The sequence below is a fragment of the Chromobacterium subtsugae genome (genome assembly GCF_001676875.1).
GTDB classification, from domain to species: Bacteria; Pseudomonadota; Gammaproteobacteria; order Burkholderiales; family Chromobacteriaceae; genus Chromobacterium; species Chromobacterium subtsugae.
This window is the reverse complement of the sequence record NZ_JYKA01000011.1, coordinates 45,294-62,213: the sequence shown is the minus strand read 5'-3', so window position 1 is coordinate 62,213 and position 16,920 is coordinate 45,294. Positions and strand designations below refer to the sequence as shown.

15 protein-coding genes are annotated in these 16,920 nt (G+C 66.3%); 3 read left to right on the top strand and 12 right to left on the bottom strand.

The window, feature by feature from the left end; genetic code table 11:
- Positions 1–48 precede the first annotated feature (48 nt).
- The 7 genes from MY55_RS14415 to MY55_RS14385 all read right to left on the bottom strand — a co-directional run bounded on the left by MY55_RS14415 (position 49) and on the right by MY55_RS14385 (position 9,234).
- Entirely contained in the window at positions 49–2,562 is a 2,514-nt protein-coding gene (locus tag MY55_RS14415; protein WP_244270686.1) for an alpha/beta hydrolase family protein, read from the bottom strand.
- A gap of 141 nt (positions 2,563–2,703) precedes the next feature.
- Complete coding sequence (gene mmsB / locus MY55_RS14410; protein ID WP_043580085.1) at positions 2,704–3,597, bottom strand: 3-hydroxyisobutyrate dehydrogenase; 894 nt, start codon at positions 3,595–3,597, stop codon at positions 2,704–2,706.
- Between the two features lie 28 nt (positions 3,598–3,625).
- The gene (locus tag MY55_RS14405) at positions 3,626–4,744 is read right to left on the bottom strand and encodes an enoyl-CoA hydratase/isomerase family protein (RefSeq protein ID WP_047237319.1); all 1,119 of its coding nucleotides are present in this window, start codon (positions 4,742–4,744) and stop codon (positions 3,626–3,628) included.
- Positions 4,745–4,775: 31 nt separating this feature from the next.
- Positions 4,776–5,558 (bottom strand): enoyl-CoA hydratase, encoded by a 783-nt coding sequence (locus MY55_RS14400; protein WP_043580090.1) that lies wholly within the window; start codon positions 5,556–5,558, stop codon positions 4,776–4,778.
- Between the two features lie 70 nt (positions 5,559–5,628).
- Positions 5,629–6,789, bottom strand: coding sequence for an acyl-CoA dehydrogenase family protein (locus MY55_RS14395; protein ID WP_047237318.1), 1,161 nt, complete (start codon positions 6,787–6,789; stop codon positions 5,629–5,631).
- A 53-nt stretch (positions 6,790–6,842) separates the two neighbouring features.
- Positions 6,843–8,345: a CoA-acylating methylmalonate-semialdehyde dehydrogenase gene (locus MY55_RS14390; protein ID WP_043580092.1), complete on the bottom strand. Its 1,503-nt coding sequence runs from the start codon at positions 8,343–8,345 to the stop codon at positions 6,843–6,845.
- Positions 8,346–8,385: 40 nt separating this feature from the next.
- Complete coding sequence (locus MY55_RS14385; RefSeq protein WP_043580094.1) at positions 8,386–9,234, bottom strand: 3-hydroxybutyryl-CoA dehydrogenase; 849 nt, start codon at positions 9,232–9,234, stop codon at positions 8,386–8,388.
- Positions 9,235–9,367: 133 nt separating this feature from the next.
- On the opposite strand from MY55_RS14385, the gene MY55_RS14380 reads away from it, so the two are divergent.
- The 3 genes from MY55_RS14380 (at position 9,368) to MY55_RS14370 (ending at position 13,070) form a co-directional block, all read left to right on the top strand.
- Complete coding sequence (locus tag MY55_RS14380) at positions 9,368–9,766, top strand: MerR family transcriptional regulator (protein ID WP_043580095.1); 399 nt, start codon at positions 9,368–9,370, stop codon at positions 9,764–9,766.
- Between the two features lie 9 nt (positions 9,767–9,775).
- Positions 9,776–10,960, top strand: a complete 1,185-nt coding sequence (locus MY55_RS14375; RefSeq protein WP_043580099.1) for an acetyl-CoA C-acyltransferase — start codon at positions 9,776–9,778, stop codon at positions 10,958–10,960.
- Positions 10,961–11,123: 163 nt separating this feature from the next.
- On the top strand, positions 11,124–13,070 hold the full coding sequence (locus MY55_RS14370; RefSeq protein ID WP_043580102.1) for a helicase-related protein: 1,947 nt from the start codon (positions 11,124–11,126) through the stop codon (positions 13,068–13,070).
- Between the two features lie 65 nt (positions 13,071–13,135).
- Here MY55_RS14370 and MY55_RS14365 read toward each other — a convergent pair whose 3' ends face one another.
- The 5 genes from MY55_RS14365 to MY55_RS14345 form a co-directional block, all read right to left on the bottom strand.
- Positions 13,136–13,807 (bottom strand): hypothetical protein, encoded by a 672-nt coding sequence (locus tag MY55_RS14365; RefSeq protein WP_047237315.1) that lies wholly within the window; start codon positions 13,805–13,807, stop codon positions 13,136–13,138.
- Between the two features lie 45 nt (positions 13,808–13,852).
- Entirely contained in the window at positions 13,853–14,470 is a 618-nt protein-coding gene (locus tag MY55_RS14360) for a TetR/AcrR family transcriptional regulator (RefSeq protein ID WP_043580105.1), read from the bottom strand.
- Between the two features lies 1 nt (position 14,471).
- Complete coding sequence (gene waaF / locus MY55_RS14355; RefSeq protein WP_047237314.1) at positions 14,472–15,509, bottom strand: lipopolysaccharide heptosyltransferase II; 1,038 nt, start codon at positions 15,507–15,509, stop codon at positions 14,472–14,474.
- Positions 15,510–15,628: 119 nt separating this feature from the next.
- Positions 15,629–15,829 carry a zinc-finger domain-containing protein gene (locus MY55_RS14350; protein ID WP_043580109.1) on the bottom strand — a complete coding sequence of 67 codons (201 nt, stop codon included), beginning with the start codon at positions 15,827–15,829 and terminating at the stop codon, positions 15,629–15,631.
- Positions 15,830–15,929: 100 nt separating this feature from the next.
- Positions 15,930–16,853 carry a branched-chain amino acid transaminase gene (locus MY55_RS14345; protein WP_043580114.1) on the bottom strand — a complete coding sequence of 308 codons (924 nt, stop codon included), beginning with the start codon at positions 16,851–16,853 and terminating at the stop codon, positions 15,930–15,932.
- Between the last annotated feature and the right edge of the window lie 67 nt (positions 16,854–16,920).

Here is a 16,920-nt window from a genome sequence, read left to right as displayed (position 1 = left end):
CGAAAACGCCCCGCATTGCGGGGCGTTTGCTTTGCTGGACCGGCGCGCTTACGGCTGGGCCGGCGCCGGCTGGCTTTGCGCGGTTTTGGCCGCGCGCGGCGGCGCGTTCTTCACGTACTTGTCGAACCAGCTCAGCATCTCGTACACCAGTTGCTCGTTCGATTCGCGCGCCGCGTACCAATGCGGCTCGTGCGGCAGCATCACCAGGCGGGCGGTGCCGCCGTTGCCGCGGATCGCCTCGTAGAACTTGCTGGCCTGCAGCGGCGTGGTGCCGGGGTTGGCGTCATCGCTGCCGTGCACGATCAGGATCGGCGTTTTCAGCTTGTCGGCGTAGAAGAAGGTGGACACCTTGCGGTAGACCTCCGGCGCCTCCCATACCGAGCGGCGCTCGCTCTGGAAGCCGAACGGCGTCAGCGTCTTGTTGTAAGAGCCGCTGGTGGCCGCGCCGGCGCGGAACAGATCGGTGTGCGCCAGCAGGTTGGCTGTCATCAGCGCGCCGTGGCTGTGGCCGGTGACGGCGACGCGGTCCGGGTCCACTACGCCCAGTTTCACCGCTTCGCCCACCGCAGCTTCCGCGTCCATCTTCAACTGATCGAGATACGTGTCGTAGGCGGCTTTCGGGTCGCCCACCACCGGGAACGAGGCCTGGTCGATGATGGCGTAGCCGGCCAGCAGCAGGTATTTGTACTGGTAGAGGCGGGTGAAGGTCTGCTGCGAGCCGCTGACCTGGCCGGCGCTGGCTGCGTCGGCGTAATCCAGCGGATAGGCGTTGAGAATGGCGGGGAGGCGGGTGCCTTCCTTGTAGCCCGGCGGCGTGTACAGCGTGAACGACAGGTCCAGGCCATCGGCGCGCTTGTATTTCACCAGCCGCTTCTTGATCTGGCGCAGTTCCGGCGTCGGATCGACGATATGGGTGACAGCGGTTTCGCTCGATGCGAACGCGGCTTCGCCCTTGTCGGCGCTGACCGGCGCGCCCAGCTTGCGCAGGAAGGCGTTGGGCGCCTCGGTCGGCGTCTGGCGCCAGGTGAGGAAGCTGCCGGCGTCCTTGCCGGACAGCGCGATGAAGCGCTCGAATGCGGACTTGTCGCTGCGGAACAGGCGCTGGCTGACGCCGGTTTTCAGGTTCAATTTGTCGAGGAAGGGGCGGTTGCCCTGCGGCGAAGCGCCGGCGCCGGCCAGGTAGATGGCGTCGCCGTCCAGCTGGATCACCCGCTCGCCGTTGGCCAGCGTGCGGTGCACCGGGCTGCCCGGATCGGCGTAGCGGTTGTCGTAAGCCATGTCCCACAGCAGCTTGGCCGGCTGCTTGGGATCGTCCAGGTTGACGACGCGGGTCTGGCGCCAGTGCTTGTTGAGGTCGACTTCGCTCACCAGCGCGGTATCGGCGCGTTCGGTCCAGCCTATGCCGGCGAAGCGTTGCGTGGTGCGCAGCACTTCCGCCGGTTTGGCGGTGAACGGCGCTTTCAGCTGCATGACCTTGTCGCGCGCCGGCGCAGTGTTCTGCCAGTCGCCGCCGTCCAGCGCTTCCGCCCACAGCAGCGTGGCCGGGTCGGTGGCGCGCCAGAAGAAGTCGCGCGGGCCCAGCGGCTCGCCGTGCACCGGCACGCGGTCGGCCAGCGGCTGCGAGGCGATGTGATGGGTGGCGATGCGCGCGGGGCTGGTGATGTCCCACACCTCCACCTCATGCGGGAAGCGCTCGTAGGTGGTGACGTAGGAGTAGGGCTTGGCGATGCGGCTGATCAGCACATGCTTGCCGTCCGGCGCGGGGTCGACGGCATCGTAGATGGCCGGCTTGCCCAGCAAGGCGGTTTTGCCGCTGGCGGCGTCCACCAGCGTCAGCTGCGAGGCGCCGTAGTAGTCGAACAGCGCCTCGTCGTGCGGGCTGGACAGGGTGTCGCGGGTTTCATAGGTGCTGCTTTGACCGGTTTCGCCATCGGCTTCCTGCACGTTCGGGCCATCCGGCGCCGCCTGTTTGGCGGGCGCGGCGCCCAGTTTGGCCGGCACGGCCTTGACCAGCAGGGTTTTCTGGTCCGGCATCCATTGCAGTTCGTCGTTCAGCATCGGGTTGAGGCGGATGCCGGGAATCTTGCGGATCTTGCCGCTGGCGGCGTCGCCCACCCATACCTCGACCGCGTCGCGGGTGGCGTTGGCGAAGGCGAAGCGCTTGCCGTCGGCCGACCAGATCGGCGCGTCCGGGCAGGCGCCGGCCGGCAGGGCGATGGCGGTTTCCTTGCCGCCGGGAATCGTCACCAGTTTGAAGCTTTCGGCGCAGGGGGCGATGCCGTAGCCGCCAGGGGTGTCGTGTTTGCTGCGGTTGGCTGTTTCCACGCGGGTGCCGGCCAGTTTCAGATACGGAGCGGCCACGCGTTCGATGGATGGGTATTCCTGCCAGGCGACCAGCAGCATTTTGTCTTTGGCCGGGCTGAGGCTGGGGCCGGGCAGCGATGGCGCGCGCATCGCTTTGAGGATATTGGCCGGAGGTTGCTGATAACCTGCGGCGGCGGGCAGGGCGCAGGCCAGCAGCGTGGCGGCGGCGATGCTCTTCAGGGCGTGCAGTTGAGGCATGTTCATCCTTGCAGACTTTGCTTTTGTTGATACTTTATCGCGTCTTCATGCAAAACGGGAGGCCGCCCTGGGCCTCCCGTCCGCAGACGCGGGATTCAATCTATCACACGTCATATTTTATGTGGCAGATATCTAGACCTGTTATCCGTCCAGCCGGTGGAAGTGCTTGACGATGCTGGAGAAGTCCAGCTTGCCGTTGCCCAGGTGCACGTGCTCTTCATACAGATTGCGCGCCAGCGCGCCCAGCGGATTGGCGGAGTGGCTTTGCAGCGCGGTCTCTTCGGCCAGGCCCAGGTCCTTCAACATCAGTTCTGACATGAAGCCGCCGGTGTAGTTGCGGCTGGCCGGCGCATTTTCCATCACGCCGGGCCAGGGGTTGTACAGCTCGGTGGCCCAATTGCGGCCGGAGCTTTTGCTGATGATCTCCGACAGCACTTTCGGGTCCAGGCCGTTCTTCACGCCCAGGGCCAGCGCTTCGGCGGTGCCGGCCATCAGGATGCCCAGCAGCATATTGTTGCAGATCTTGGCGGTTTGGCCGGCGCCGGGGCCGCCGGCGTGGAAGATGTTCTTGCCCATCGCTTCCAGCATCGGGCGGGCGCGTTCCAGATCGTCCGCCGCGCCGCCGACGATGAAGGTGAGGGTGCCGGCCGCCGCGCCGGCGGTGCCGCCGGATACCGGCGCGTCCAGCATCGAGAGTCCGCGGGCGGCCGCTTCCTCGGCCACCTTGCGCGCGGTGCCGGCATCTATGGTGCTGCAATCGATGACCAGCGCGCCCTTGGGCAGCTTGGCGAACAGGCCGTCGTCGCTCTGGTACAGCCCAGCCACGTGCTTGCCGGCCGGCAGCATGGAAATCACCACGCTAGCGCCCTCCGCCGCGTCGGCGGCGCTGGACGCGGCCCGGCCGCCGGCGGCGGCCACGCGGGCCAGCGCGTCGGCCGACAGATCGAAAGCGCTGACTTTGAAGCCCTTGTTCAGCAGATTGACGGCCATCGGCCCGCCCATATTGCCCAGGCCGATGAAGGCGATGTTTTCCATGCGGTTCTCCTCTTTATGCTTGTCGTTGTTATTTCAAGCCAGCCAACGGGTGGTCGGCTTCGCGCCACGGCGAATCGAAGTGGCCGTCCACCCAGGCCTGGTCGATGTCGGCCAACTGCCGGCTCCAATGCGGATTGCGGTCCTTGTCCACCAGCAGCGCGCGCACGCCTTCCGGGAAGTCGGAGCGGGCGCAGAAGTTGACCGACAGCGCCAGTTCCATCCGCAGCGCCTCGGCCAGCGACATGTGTTTGGAGCGGTTGAGGATTTCCCAGCTGACGGCGGCGGAAGTGGGGCAGCCGTGGCGGAAGTTCTTGGCGGCGTCAGCGAGCCATGGGTCTTCGAACGCCGTTTCGCTCAGCGCGGCGCTGACGGCGGCCAGGTCGCCCTTGTTCATCAGCCGGTGCACCGCCAGCAGATTGCGCTCGACATTGGACGCCGGCAGCGCGTCGCCCAGCTGGCCCTCCAACTGGTTCAGCAGCGCGCTGACCAAGGCCGGGCGAGCATGGGCGTCGTCGCCCCAGTTTGCCGCTTGCAAGGCCTCCAGCAGCGCCGGATAGGCGTCCGCTGCCAGCACATGGTCGGCCAGGTTGGCGATCAGCGCGTCGTGCGCGTTCAGCGGCGCGCCGGTCAGCGCCAGGAACAGGCCCAGGTGCGCCGGCATCCGTTGCAGGAACCAGCTGCCGCCGACATCCGGGTACAGGCCGATGGTGATTTCCGGCATGGCGATGCGGGTGGCCGGCGTGACCACGCGGTGGCCGGCGCCGGCCATCAGGCCCAGGCCGCCGCCCATCACGATGCCGCCGCCCCATACAATCAAGGGTTTCCTGTAGCGATGGATGCGGTAGTCCAGCGTGTATTCTTCGGTGAAGAAGGCCACCGCGTGCGGATTGGGATAGTGCGGTTCGCTGATCAGCTTGTCGCGCAGGCTGCGCACGTCGCCGCCGGCGCAGAAGGCGCGTTCGCCGGCGCCGCGCAGCACCACGGCGACGATGCCTGCGTCGCGCTCCCAGATGGTGAGGCGGGCGTCCAGCAGCCGGATCATGTCCAGCGTCAGCGCGTTCAGCGATTTCTCGGCATTCAGGGTGGCGATGGCGATGCGATGGCCGTCGCCGGTAGTCAGTTCGTCAAACAGCACCACGTCTTGCATGGCGGCTCCTTGTTCGAGTAGTGGGCGGGGGCTAGGCGTTCTTCCAGTTCGGCGCGCGCTTTTCCAGGAAGGCGCGGGTGCCTTCGCCCTGGTCGTGGGTGTCGAACAGCTTGATGAAGGCTTCGCGTTCCTTGATCAGGTTCCAGGCGGGGGGCTGCAGACGGGCGGCCTGCACCAGCTGTTTGCACACGCCGACCGACGACGGCGACTGCTTGGCCACGCCCTCGGCCAGCTTGAGCGCGGTTTCCAGCGCCTCGCCCTTGGCCACCACCTGTTCCACCAAGCCGATGCGCTCGGCGGTGGCGGCGTTGACGCGCTCGCCGCACAGAATCATCCGTTTGGCCCAGCCTTCGCCCACCAGCCACGCCAGGTTCTGGGTGCCGCCGGCGCAGGGCAAGAGGCCGACGCCGGCTTCCGGCAGCGCCATCTGCGCCTGCTCTTCGGCGATGCGGATGTCGCAGGCCAGCGCGCACTCCAGGCCGCCGCCCATCGCGTAGCCATTGACGGCGGCGATGCTGACGCCGCGGAAAGCCGACAGCGCCTCGAAAGCCTCGCCGAACAGCATGGTCATCTCGGTGGCGATTTTCTTGTCGCCGTCGGCGAACATATTCAGGTCGGCGCCGGCGGAGAAGAACTTCTCGCCCTGGCCGGTGATCACCAGCGCGTAGATGTCGCGGTCGGCGTTGAGGTCGGCAATCAGCTGTTTCAGCGCGGTGAGGCTGGCGCGGTTCCAGGTGTTGGCCGGCGGGTTGTCGATGGTGACTACGGCTGTGTGGCCGCGTTTTTCCACGTTCAGGTGGGCGTAGTTTTGCACGGAGATTCCTCGAGTATTTATTCTTGGCGAGAGCAGGCGGCGCCTGCCCTCGCGCTGGCTGATATTGGGCTTAGCGCAGCGTTTCCAGCGCGCCGTCTTGCAGCAGCTTGCGGCCGACTATCATCCGCATCACTTCGTTGGTGCCTTCCAGGATCTGGTGCACGCGCAGGTCGCGCACATGGCGCTCCAGCGGGAAGTCCTGCAGATAGCCGTAGCCGCCGAACAGCTGCAGCGCGTTGTTGGCGATATTGAAACTCAAATCGGTGGCCAGGCGCTTTGCCATCGCGCAATAAGCGGTGGCGTCGGCGCTGCCGCTGTCCAGCTTCCAGGCGGCCAGGCGCACCATCTGGCGCGCGGCCACCAGTTCGGTCAGCATGTCGGCCAGGCGGAATTGCACGGTTTGCAGCTCGGCCAGCGGCTGGCCGAACTGTTGGCGTTCCTGCACATAGCGCTGGGCGGCGTTCAACGCGGCTTGAGCGGTGCCGACGGCGCAGGTGGCGATATTGATGCGGCCGCCGTCCAGGCCTTTCATCGCGAAGGCGAAGCCCTGGCCTTCCTCCCCCAGACGATTCTCCACCGGGATTTCGACGTTGTCGAAGGTGATGGCGCGGGTGGGCTGGCTGTTCCAGCCCATTTTCTTTTCCTTCTTGCCGTAGCTGATCCCCGGCGCGTCGGCGGGCACCACGAAGGCGGAGATGCCCTTGGGGCCGGGGCCGCCGGTGCGGGCCATCACCACCAGCACCTGGGTGCTGCCGGCGCCGGAGATGAACATCTTGCCGCCGTTGAGCACGTAAACTTCGCCCTTTTTCTCGGCGCGGGTTTTCAAGGAGGCGGCGTCGGAGCCGGCGCCCGGCTCGGTCAGACAGTAGCTGCCCAGCACTTCGCCGGTCACCATTTTCGGCACCCATTGTTCGGCCAGCTGCTTGCCGCCGAAGCTGGCTATCATCCAGCTGACCATATTGTGGATGGTCAGGTAGGCGGCGGTGGAGGTGCAGCCGGCGGCGAGCTCCTCGAATATGATGGCGGAGTCCAGCCGCGGCAGGCCCAAGCCGCCGTAGGTTTCCGGCGTGTACAGGCCCAGAAAGCCCATGTCGCCGCTCTGGCGGATCACGTCCAGCGGGAAGTGGGATTCGGCGTCCCATTCGGCGGCGTGCGGGGCCAGCTCGCGCTCGGCGAAGTCGCGGGCGCTTTGCTGGAAGGCGATCTGGTCTTCGTTCAGTTCGAAATTCATATTCCATTCCCAATCGGTGGCAGGGCGGACGCGCGTGTCCGCCCTGCGGAAAATCAACGCAGCGAGATGGTGGTGTGGACCTTGCCCATGCTGGCTTCGTCATCGAACCAGCGGCTGGTGACGGTTTTAGTCTGGGTGTAGAAAGCCACCACCTGCTTGCCGTAGGGGCCGAGGTCGCCCAGCTTGGACGCGCGGCTGCCGGTAAAGCTGAACAGCGGCACCGGCACAGGAATCGGCACGTTGATGCCCACCTGGCCGACGTCGATGTCTTCCTGGAACTTGCGCGCCGCCGCGCCGCTTTGGGTGAAGATGGCGGTGCCGTTGCCGTTGGGATTGGCATTGATGATGGCGATGGCTTCGTCCAAGGTGTCCGCCGCCGCCAGGCACAGCACCGGGCCGAACACTTCCTGGTCGTAGATGGCCATGCCCGGCTTCACGCCGGAGAAGATGGTCGGGCCGACGAAGTTGCCGCGCTCGAAGCCGGCCACCTGCACGCCGCGGCCATCCAGCTCCAGCTTGGCGCCTTGTTCCACGCCCTTGGCGATCAGGCCTTCCACCCGGTCGCGGGCGGCGCGGGAAATCAGCGGGCCCAGGTCCAGGTTGTCCTTGCCGGCGCCCACCTTCAGGCCGCGCGCCTTGGCCGCCAGCTCCGGAATCCAGCTTTGCGCCTCGCCGACCAGCACCGCCACGGTCAGCGCCATGCAACGCTGGCCGGCGGCGCCGAAGGCCGCGCCCACCAATTGGTTGAGCGCCTGTTCCTTATTGGCGTCGGGCAGCACGATAGCGTGGTTCTTGGCGCCCATCATGCATTGCGCGCGCTTGCCGGACAGGGTGGCGCGCTGGTAGACGTGGGTGCCCACCTTGGTGGAGCCGACGAAGGACACCGCCTTGATGTCGGGGTGGTCGCAGATGGCGTCGACGACCGATGCCGCGCCGTGCACCACGTTCAGCACGCCTTTGGGAATGCCGGCTTCCAGCGCCAGCTCCGCCAGCCGCATCGTCACCATCGGGTCCTGCTCGGACGGCTTCAGCACGAAGGTGTTGCCGGTGGCGATGGCCATCGGGAACATCCACAGCGGAATCATCGCCGGGAAGTTGAACGGGGTGATGCCGGCGCACACGCCCAGCGGCTGCAGCACCGAGTAGGTATCGACGCCGCCGGCGACGTTCTCGGCGTATTCGCCCATTTGCAGCGTGCCGATATTGGCGGCGTGCTCCACCACTTCCAGGCCGCGGAAGATGTCTCCTTCCGCGTCGGCCAGAGTCTTGCCCTGCTCGGCGGTGAGGATGGCGGCCAGCTCCTTCATGTGCTCGCGGATCAGTTGCTGGTATTTCAGGAAAACGCGGGCGCGGGCGCCGATAGGCGTTTTCTTCCAGGTCTTGAACGCTTCCTTGGCGGCGGCGACGGCGGCGTTGACTTCGTCCGCGGTGGCCAGCGGCACGCGCGCCAGCACTTCCTGGGTGGCCGGATTGACGATGTCGCGCCATTCCGTGGTGCGGGATTCGACGAACTCGCCGCCGATCAACAGTTTGACGCTGGGTACTGACTGGCTCATGGCACTGCCTCCTCTATAGTGTTCGGGCTGATGGCGCTGCTCAGTTGTAGCTATAGAAACCCTTGCCGCTCTTGCGGCCCAGGTGTCCGGCCTGCACCAGCTGCGCCAGCAGCGGGCAGGCGCGGTATTTGCTGTCGCGGAATTCGCGGTGCAGGATGTCCATGATGGACAGGCAGGTATCCAGGCCGATCAGATCGGCCAGCGCCAGCGGGCCGATCGGGTGGTTCATGCCCAGCTTCATCACGGTGTCGATGTCTTCGGCGGTGGCCAGGTTTTCATACAGCGCGAAGGCGGCTTCGTTGATCATCGGCATCAGCACGCGGTTGGAGACGAAGCCGGCGCCGTCCTTCACCGTCACCGGGGTCTTGTCCAGCGCCTGGGACAGATGGAACACGGTGTTGTAGGCCTCGTCGCCGGTTTGCAGCGCGCGGATGATTTCCACCAGCTGCATCAGCGGCACCGGGTTCATGAAGTGCATGCCGACCACCCGTTCCGGATGGCTGACCCAGCTGGCGATGCGGGTGAGTGAGATGGACGAGGTGTTGGAGGCCAGCACGCACTTTTCGCCGACGGCGGCGTCCAGATCGCGGAAGATCTGCTCCTTGATGGCGGCGTTCTCGGTGGCGGCTTCTATCACCACGTCGCAGCCGGCCAGATCGGCCAGCTGGGTGGTGGCGCGGATGTGGGCGACGATGCCGGGGATGTTGGCCTCGGCGATCAGTTCTTTCTTGGCCATCCGCTGCAGGCTGATATTGATGTTGGCCATGCCTTTCACCAGCGCGGCGTCGCTGACGTCGGCCAGCAGCACCTCGAAGCCCTTCATCGCGAAGACCTGGGCAATGCCGTTGCCCATGGTGCCCGCGCCCACCACACCGATTTTCTTGCTCATCTGGCTCTCCTGGATTATTTGCTCTATTGTGGTCACGATAACTTGACGTTTACGTCAACGTCAACAGACAATGAGCATAAACCAGCCAACTGTGGCGCCCATGGCCGCAGAGCGACAGCAGGGAGCGGCATTCATGGCGGAGCAGGTTTTCAACATCACCGAACTGGCGCAGGAGTTCGACATCACCACCCGCGCGATACGCTTTTACGAGGACCAGGGCCTGTTGGTGCCGGAGCGGGCTGGGCAGCGCCGCATCTACAACCGCCGCGACCGCGTGCGGTTGATGCTGATTTTGCGCGGCAAGCGCATCGGCTTGTCCCTGCAGGAAATCCGCGAGCTGTTCGCGCTGTACGACGCGGCGCGCGACGACGCGCCGCAGCTGCAGGAATTCATCCGCATCCTGGCGCGCAAGGAGCAGCAGCTCTTGGCGCAGATGGAAGACATCAAGGTGGTGCTGACAGAAATCGGCCAATTGCGCGGCCAGTGCGAAAAATCGCTGGGCAAGCGCGCCAACGGCCACAACCAAGCATAAGGAGCTGTGATGCAACAACAGGAAATCGTGATCGTCGGCATGGCGCGCACCGCCATGGGAGGCTTCCAGGGCGCCTTGTCCGGTTTGACCGCCGGCCAGCTGGGCGCGGCGGCGATCCGCGCCGCGGTGGAACGCGCCGGCGTCGCCGCCGGCGAGGTGGACGAGGTGATCATGGGCTGCGTGCTGCCGGCAGGCCAGGGCCAGGCGCCGGCGCGCCAGGCGGCGCTGGGCGGCGGCCTGCCGCAGGCTACGCCGTGCACCACCATCAACAAGATGTGCGGTTCCGGCATGAAGGCCGTGATGATGGCGCATGACCAGTTGCTGGCCGGCAACGGCCAGGTGGTGGTGGCCGGCGGCATGGAAAGCATGAGCAACGCGCCCTATCTGATGCCCAAGGCGCGCGGCGGTCTGCGCCTGGGCCACGGCGAGATCAAGGACCACATGTTCCTCGATGGCCTGGAAGACGCTTACCAGAAGGGCACGCTGATGGGCGTGTTCGCCGAGCAGTGCGCCGAGAAGTACGGCTTCAGCCGCCAGGACCAGGACGAATTCGCCATCGCCTCGCTGACCCGCGCGCAGCAGGCGATCAAGGGCGGCCAGTTCAAGGACGAAATCGCCGCGGTCACCGTGCCGGGCCGCGGCGGCGATACCGTGGTGGATACCGACGAGCAGCCGCTGAAGGCCAATCTGGACAAGATCCCGACGCTGAAGCCGGCATTCAAGAAGGACGGCACCGTCACCCCGGCCAATTCCAGCTCCATCTCCGACGGCGGCGCCGCGCTGGTGCTGATGACGGCGGCCGAGGCGGCCAAGCGCAGCTTGCAGCCCATCGCCCGCATCGTCGGCCACAGCAGCTATGCCCACGAGCCGGGCTGGTTCACCACCGCCCCGGTGCACGCCATCGAAAAGCTGCTGGCCAAGACCGGCTGGAAGGCCGGCGAGGTAGACCTGTATGAGATCAACGAAGCCTTCGCCGTGGTGACGATGGCGGCGATGCACGACCTGAAGCTGCCGCACGACAAGGTGAACGTGCATGGCGGCGCCTGCGCGCTGGGCCACCCGATCGGCGCGTCCGGCGCCCGCATCGTGATCTCGCTGCTGTCGGCTCTGAAACAGCGCGGCGGCAAGCGCGGCGTGGCCAGCTTGTGCATAGGCGGCGGCGAGGCCACCGCGCTGGCAGTGGAATTGATCTAAGCCGTTTCTCTGTCCCGCAGGCCGCCGCGCATCGGCGGCCTGTTTTGTTTGTGGCGCTTGCCTTGTCGGCGGCGATGGCGGATTTTGATAGGAGGCGCGGCTGGCGCATCGCCGCCGGCTGTTCTATCATCGCCCCCCTTCAGCCCTGAACAAGAAAGCCGCCATGACCGATCTCCACGAAGCGTTGCCGCCCGAAATCCTGCTGGACGACTACCTGGCGGCGCATAACGCCACCATCGTCACCACCGAGGGCAGCCACGCGGTGTCGGTGCATGGCGAGCTGGCGCTGAACGGTCACGCCATTCCCTACCACCTGGTGCCGGACGAAGGCTTCCTGGGCAAGAGCGCCAAGTGGCGCAAGCTGGACGCGGAAGCGCGGCTGGCGCTGGTGCGGGAACGTTGGAACGATGCCGCGCGGCAAAAGCTGGAAGAGCAGCTGTTGGCTTGCGCGCGCGAAGTGTTCGCGGTGGACGGCATCGAACCGTTGCGCGCGCTCAGCGCCTTCATGGCGAAGTACGAGCGCGCCAAGGTGCGCTGCACCCTGGCGCTGGATCGGGTGGCCGCCGCGCGCAGCCGGCAGAGCGCCGACAAGGCCGCCGCCAAAACCCGCGACGCGGTCAACCTGTCGCGCTACCCGGAATCTTTCGCCACCGCCTACGCGATGCAGCGACATTTCATCGCGGTGCTGGGGCCGACCAATTCCGGCAAAACCCACGCGGCGATGGAGCATCTGCAAAAAGCCAAGAGCGGGGTTTACCTGGCGCCGCTGCGCCTTTTGGCGCTGGAAAACTACACCCGTTTGCAGCAAGCCGGCGTGGCGGTAAGCCTGATCACCGGCGAGCAGCGCAAGCTGCATCCGGAGGCCACCCACGTCGCCAGCACGGTGGAAATGCTGAATCCGGAGCGGCAGGTGGAAGTGGCGGTGATCGACGAAATCCAGCTCTTGGACGACCCGGACCGCGGCGCGGCCTGGACCGCCGCCGTCTGCGGCGTGCCGGCGCAGACCATCTACCTGGTGGGCGCGCCGGAATCGCGCGAGGCGATCGAGTCACTGGTGGCGCGCGTCGGCGGCACGCTGGAAGTGCGGACGCTGGAGCGCAAGACCGCGCTGCAGATGGACAAGGCGCCGCTGTTGTCGTTGAAGAACCTGCGGCCCGGCGACGTGCTGATCGCCTTTTCCCGCCGCGAGGTGCTGAACTGGCGCGACAAGGTGATCGAGCAGGGGCTATCGGTGTCGGCCATCTACGGCAACCTGTCGCCGGAGGTGAGGCAATCGCAGGCCGAGCGCTTCGTCAGCGGCGAAACCCAGGTGGTGGTGGCAACCGACGCCATCGGTATGGGGTTGAACACGCCGGCGCGGCGCATCATCTTCACCACCGCCAGCAAGTGGGACGGCTACGCCGAAGGCGTGGTCGCCGCGCCTCTGGCCAAGCAGATCGCCGGCCGCGCCGGGCGTTTCGGCAAGCATGAAACCGGCTACGTCGCCGGCTTCGACGGCCAGACTCACAAGACCATCGCCGCGTTGCTGCGCCAGAAGCCGGAGCCCTTGCCCGAGAGCGGCTTTTTCGTGGCGCCGGGCCTGAAGTATCTGGAGGCGATCTCCGAGGCCACTGGCGAGGGCAAGCTCAAGGCGCTGCTGGGTTTGTTCGCCCGCCATATCAATGTGCATGATGAATTCTTCCTGCCCGCCAATCTGTCCGAGCAGATGGCGAAGGCCGAATGGCTGGACGCCTTGCCGTTGAGCCTGGCCGACCGCTTCACCTTCAGCCTGTGCCCGGTCTCCACCAAGATCGCGATGCTGGAGACGGCGCTGCATGACTGGGCGCAGCACCGCGCCCGCGGCAAGGCCGCGCCGCTGTTGCGGATGCTGGGCGGCGGCGGCCGGCACGAGTTGCAGTATCTGGAGGACAGCTGCAAGCTGTACGCCGCTTATGCCTGGCTGTCTTACCGGATGCCGGACACCTTCCCGGACGGCGAAATGGCGCAGCTGTTGATGCAGAGCACCTCGGAGCGCATCGACGCGCTGCTGCAGGTGCAGAATTCGCAGAAGCGCAAGGGCAGGGGCGGCGGCGAGCCGATGCGGCGCAAGCCAGGCGGCAAGCGGCGCTGAGCGCAGCCGGCGGCAAGGAAAAAGCCCCGCGTCCGCGGGGCTTTCGCTTGTCCGGTGCGTCCGGATCAGGCGGTGGTGGAGATGCTGGTGCTGGAAACGCTGGGCTCCAGCAGCGATTGAGTGGCTTGGTATTGCGACAACTCCTGCCGGCCGCTGCTGGTGAGCTGCTGCGCGCGGTTCACCGCCTGGGTCGCCAGGGTTGAGGGCGCGGTGGCGCTTTGCGCCGGCGTGGCCGGTTGCGGCGGCGTGGCCGCCTGTTGCGCGGGAGCGGCCTGGGAGGGGGCTTGCGCGGTTTGCGTCGGGGTGGCCTGCGCCGCAGCGTTGTTGTTGCCGGCCTGCTGCGGGGGCGCGGCGGCAGGCGCCGTGTTGCCGTTGACTGCGGGGGCGACGGCGGCCGCGGCGGCCGGTTGCGGGTTGGTGGCGAGCACCGCCGCGGAGTTGTTGATCTGGGCCGGGTTCGCCTGGGGGGCGGCCGGCGCGGCGTTGGCGGCGGCGTTCTGGGCCTGGGCGTTTTGCAGGGCCTGCTGGCTGCGGCTATTGCTCAATTGCTGCTGCAGCTGTTGCTCGACCCGGGCGGTGTCCGGATTCTGCCGGACGGCTACCTGGGTCTGCGGCGGGCTGGAGGCCTGCTGAACGGCGGGCTGGGCATTGTCCAGCGACGACTGCACCTGCCGGGGCGTTTGCCCGGCATAGAGCGGTTGCGTCGCGGGGTTGCCTACGCTGGCGATGTTTGCCATGGCTACAGTCCCAATGTTCCTATATCGCTGATATTAGATCACTTTTTATCTTTCGGTGGAAGTTTTTGCGTCCGCTTCCAGCAAGACCAGCTGCAACATGTGTTGCGCGAGCGCATCCACGCTCAGTTCGCCGTCGCGGCGGTACCACTGCACGGTCCAGTGCAGGCTGCCCAGCAGGGTGCGGCGCAGCAGGCGGGTGTCCTGCTTCACCAACCCAGCCTGCGCGGCTTCGTCCAGCACCTGCTGCCACAGCGCCTCGTAGCGGTCGCGCAGCACCACCAGGGCGGGTTTGGCCGCCGGCGACACGCTGCGCCATTCGTACAGCATCACTTCCAGCGCGGCTTGGTTGTCGCCCAGCAAGGAGTTGAGGTGGACCTGGAACAACGCCGCCAGGCGCTGGCGCGGGCTGTCTGCCTGCGAGATGGCGGCGGCCAGTTGCTCGGTGGTGCTGCTGATGCCCAGCGCCATCACCGCCACCAGGATCTCTTCCTTGGTGCGGAAGTGATAGAACAGGCTGCCCGACTGCAGGCCGACGGCGTTGCCTAGGTCGCGCACCGTGGTGCGCTCATAGCCCTGGTCGCGGAACAGCACAGCGGCCGCGCGCACCAGCTCCATGCGGCGGGTGTTCTCTTCGGGTTGCTTCGGGGTTTCCGCGGCGCTCATTTCAGTCCCGGGTCTGGTTGGAGGGCGGGGCAAGCAGGGTTTGCGCGGCCTGCCATACCATGTCCGGCTGCATGTTTTTCAGGCAGTCGGTGTGGCCATAGGGGCAGCTGCGCTCGAAACAGGGGCTGCAGTCCAGGTTCAGCGACACGATGGCCGCCTTGTCGGACAGCGGCGGGGTGAAGTCCGGGCTGGACGAGCCGTACAGCGCCACCAGCGGTTTGTCGAGCGCGGCGGCGACGTGCATCAGGCCGGAGTCGTTGCAGACCGCCAGCTGGCACAGGCCGATCAGGTCTATCGCTTCTTCCAGGCCGGTGGCGCCGCACAGATTGACGGCGCTGCCTTGCGACAGCCCGGCGATCTCGTCGCCGATATCCTTGTCCTTGCCGGAGCCGAACAGCCATACCGCGTAACCGGCGGCGTCGAAGCGGCGCGCCAGTTCGGCGAAGTGCCGCGCCGGCCAGCGCTTGGCCGGGCCGTATTCCGCGCCGGGGCAGAAGGCGACCACCGGGCGGCCGGTGTCCAGGCCCAAGCGCTGCGCGGCCTGCTGTTGCGAGGCGGCATCGGCGCTGAGCAGCGGGTTGGGAATGGGGCGGGCCAGCGGGCGCTTCTTGTCTTCGGCCAGCGCGCAGAAGCGCTCCACCATCATCGGCAGTTCCTGTTCGTCCAGTTCGCGGGCGTCGTTGAGCAGGCCGTAGCGCGATTCGCCGAGAAAGCCGGTGCGCAGCGGAATGCCGGCGAACAGCGGGATCAGCGCGGATTTCAGCGAGTTGGGCAGCACGATGACTTGGTCGAAGCCTTCCTTCGCCAGCTGGCGCGCCACTTTCCAGCGCTCCATCAGCCGCAGCGCGCCGTGGCCGAAGGGGTTGAGGTGGGATTGGGCCACTTCCGGCATCCGCGCCAAGAGCGGCAGGGTCCAGGCTGGGGCGAACACGTGCAGCTCCAGCTCGGGGTGGCGCTGGTGCAGGCGTCGGTACAGCGGCTGGGCCATTACGCTGTCGCCGACCCAGGACGGGCCGATGACCAGGATTTTTTTCTTCATGGGGTGTTTCCGGTTCCAAACGCAAGCCGGCTGCGGGCATACCGGCTTGCGTTTGGCGTCGGCAAGCAAAAAAGGTGTGGCCGGCGCCACACCCTTGTGTCCCGGCGAAGCGGGGCGCTTCAGTGGTGGTGGCCGACCGGGCCGACCAGCTTGTACTGGGTGCCGCAGTAGGGGCACAGGGCTTCGCCGGTTTTGTGCACCGGCAGGTAGACGCGCGGATGGGAGTTCCAGGCTTTCATGTCCGGCATCGGGCAGTGCAGCGGCAGGTCGTGCTGGGTGACTTCAATATAGCGTGCGGTGTTTTCTTTGAGTTCTGCCATGGTCATTCCTTGTTGCGGCAAGCGGGGCGTCCGAAAAACGTGTGCCAGCAGGGCGGCCGGGGCCGCACGCTGCTGGCGCGCGTGGTGCGGATTCTACCGCTTATTTTACGTAAGTGAGCCAGTGTTCGTGTTCGGCGTCGTGGCCCTTGACGATGTTGAAGTAGCGCTTCTGGATTTCGGCGGTGATCGCGCCGCGGGCGCCGTTGCCGATCGGGCGGCGATCCAGCTCGCGGATCGGCGTCACTTCGGCGGCGGTGCCGGTGAAGAAGGCTTCGTCGGCGCTGTACACTTCGTCGCGGGTGATACGCTTTTCCACCAGTTGCAGGCCCATTTCCTGGGAGATCTGCACCACGGTGTCGCGGGTGATGCCTTCCAGCGCGCTGGTCAGGTCGGGAGTATATAGCTTGCCCTTGCGGACGATGAAGATGTTTTCGCCGGAGCCTTCGGCGACGAAGCCGTCCACGTCCAGCAGCAGCGCCTCGTCGTAGCCGTCGGCGGTGGCCTCGTTATTGGCCAGGATGGAGTTCATGTAGTTGCCGTTGGCCTTGGCCTTGCACATGGTGATGTTGACGTGATGGCGGGTGAAGGAGCTGGTCTTCACGCGGATGCCTTTCTCCAGGCCTTCCTCGCCCAGGTAGGCGCCCCACGGCCAGGCGGCCACGATCACCTGCACGTCGTTCTTCAGCGGCGCCACGCCCAGCTTGCCGGAGCCGTAGAAGGCCATCGGGCGGAAATAGCAGGACTTCAGGCCATTGGCCTTGACCACGTCCAGATGCGCCTGGTTGATCTGTTCCGGCGAGAACGGCAGCGCCATGCCCAGGATCTTGGCGGAGCGGAACAGGCGCTCGGTGTGGTCCTGCAGGCGGAAAATGGCCGGACCCTTGGGGGTTTCGTAGGCGCGCACGCCTTCGAACACGCCCATGCCGTAGTGCAGGGTGTGGGTCAGGACGTGGGTGGTGGCGTCGCGCCAGTCCACCAATTTGCCGTCAAACCAGATATATCCGTCACGATCAGCCATCGACATCTCGGTACTCTCCTGTGTTGTGCTTTATCCGGGCGCGCTGTCCAGGCAACTCCGCCGGCCGCGCCTT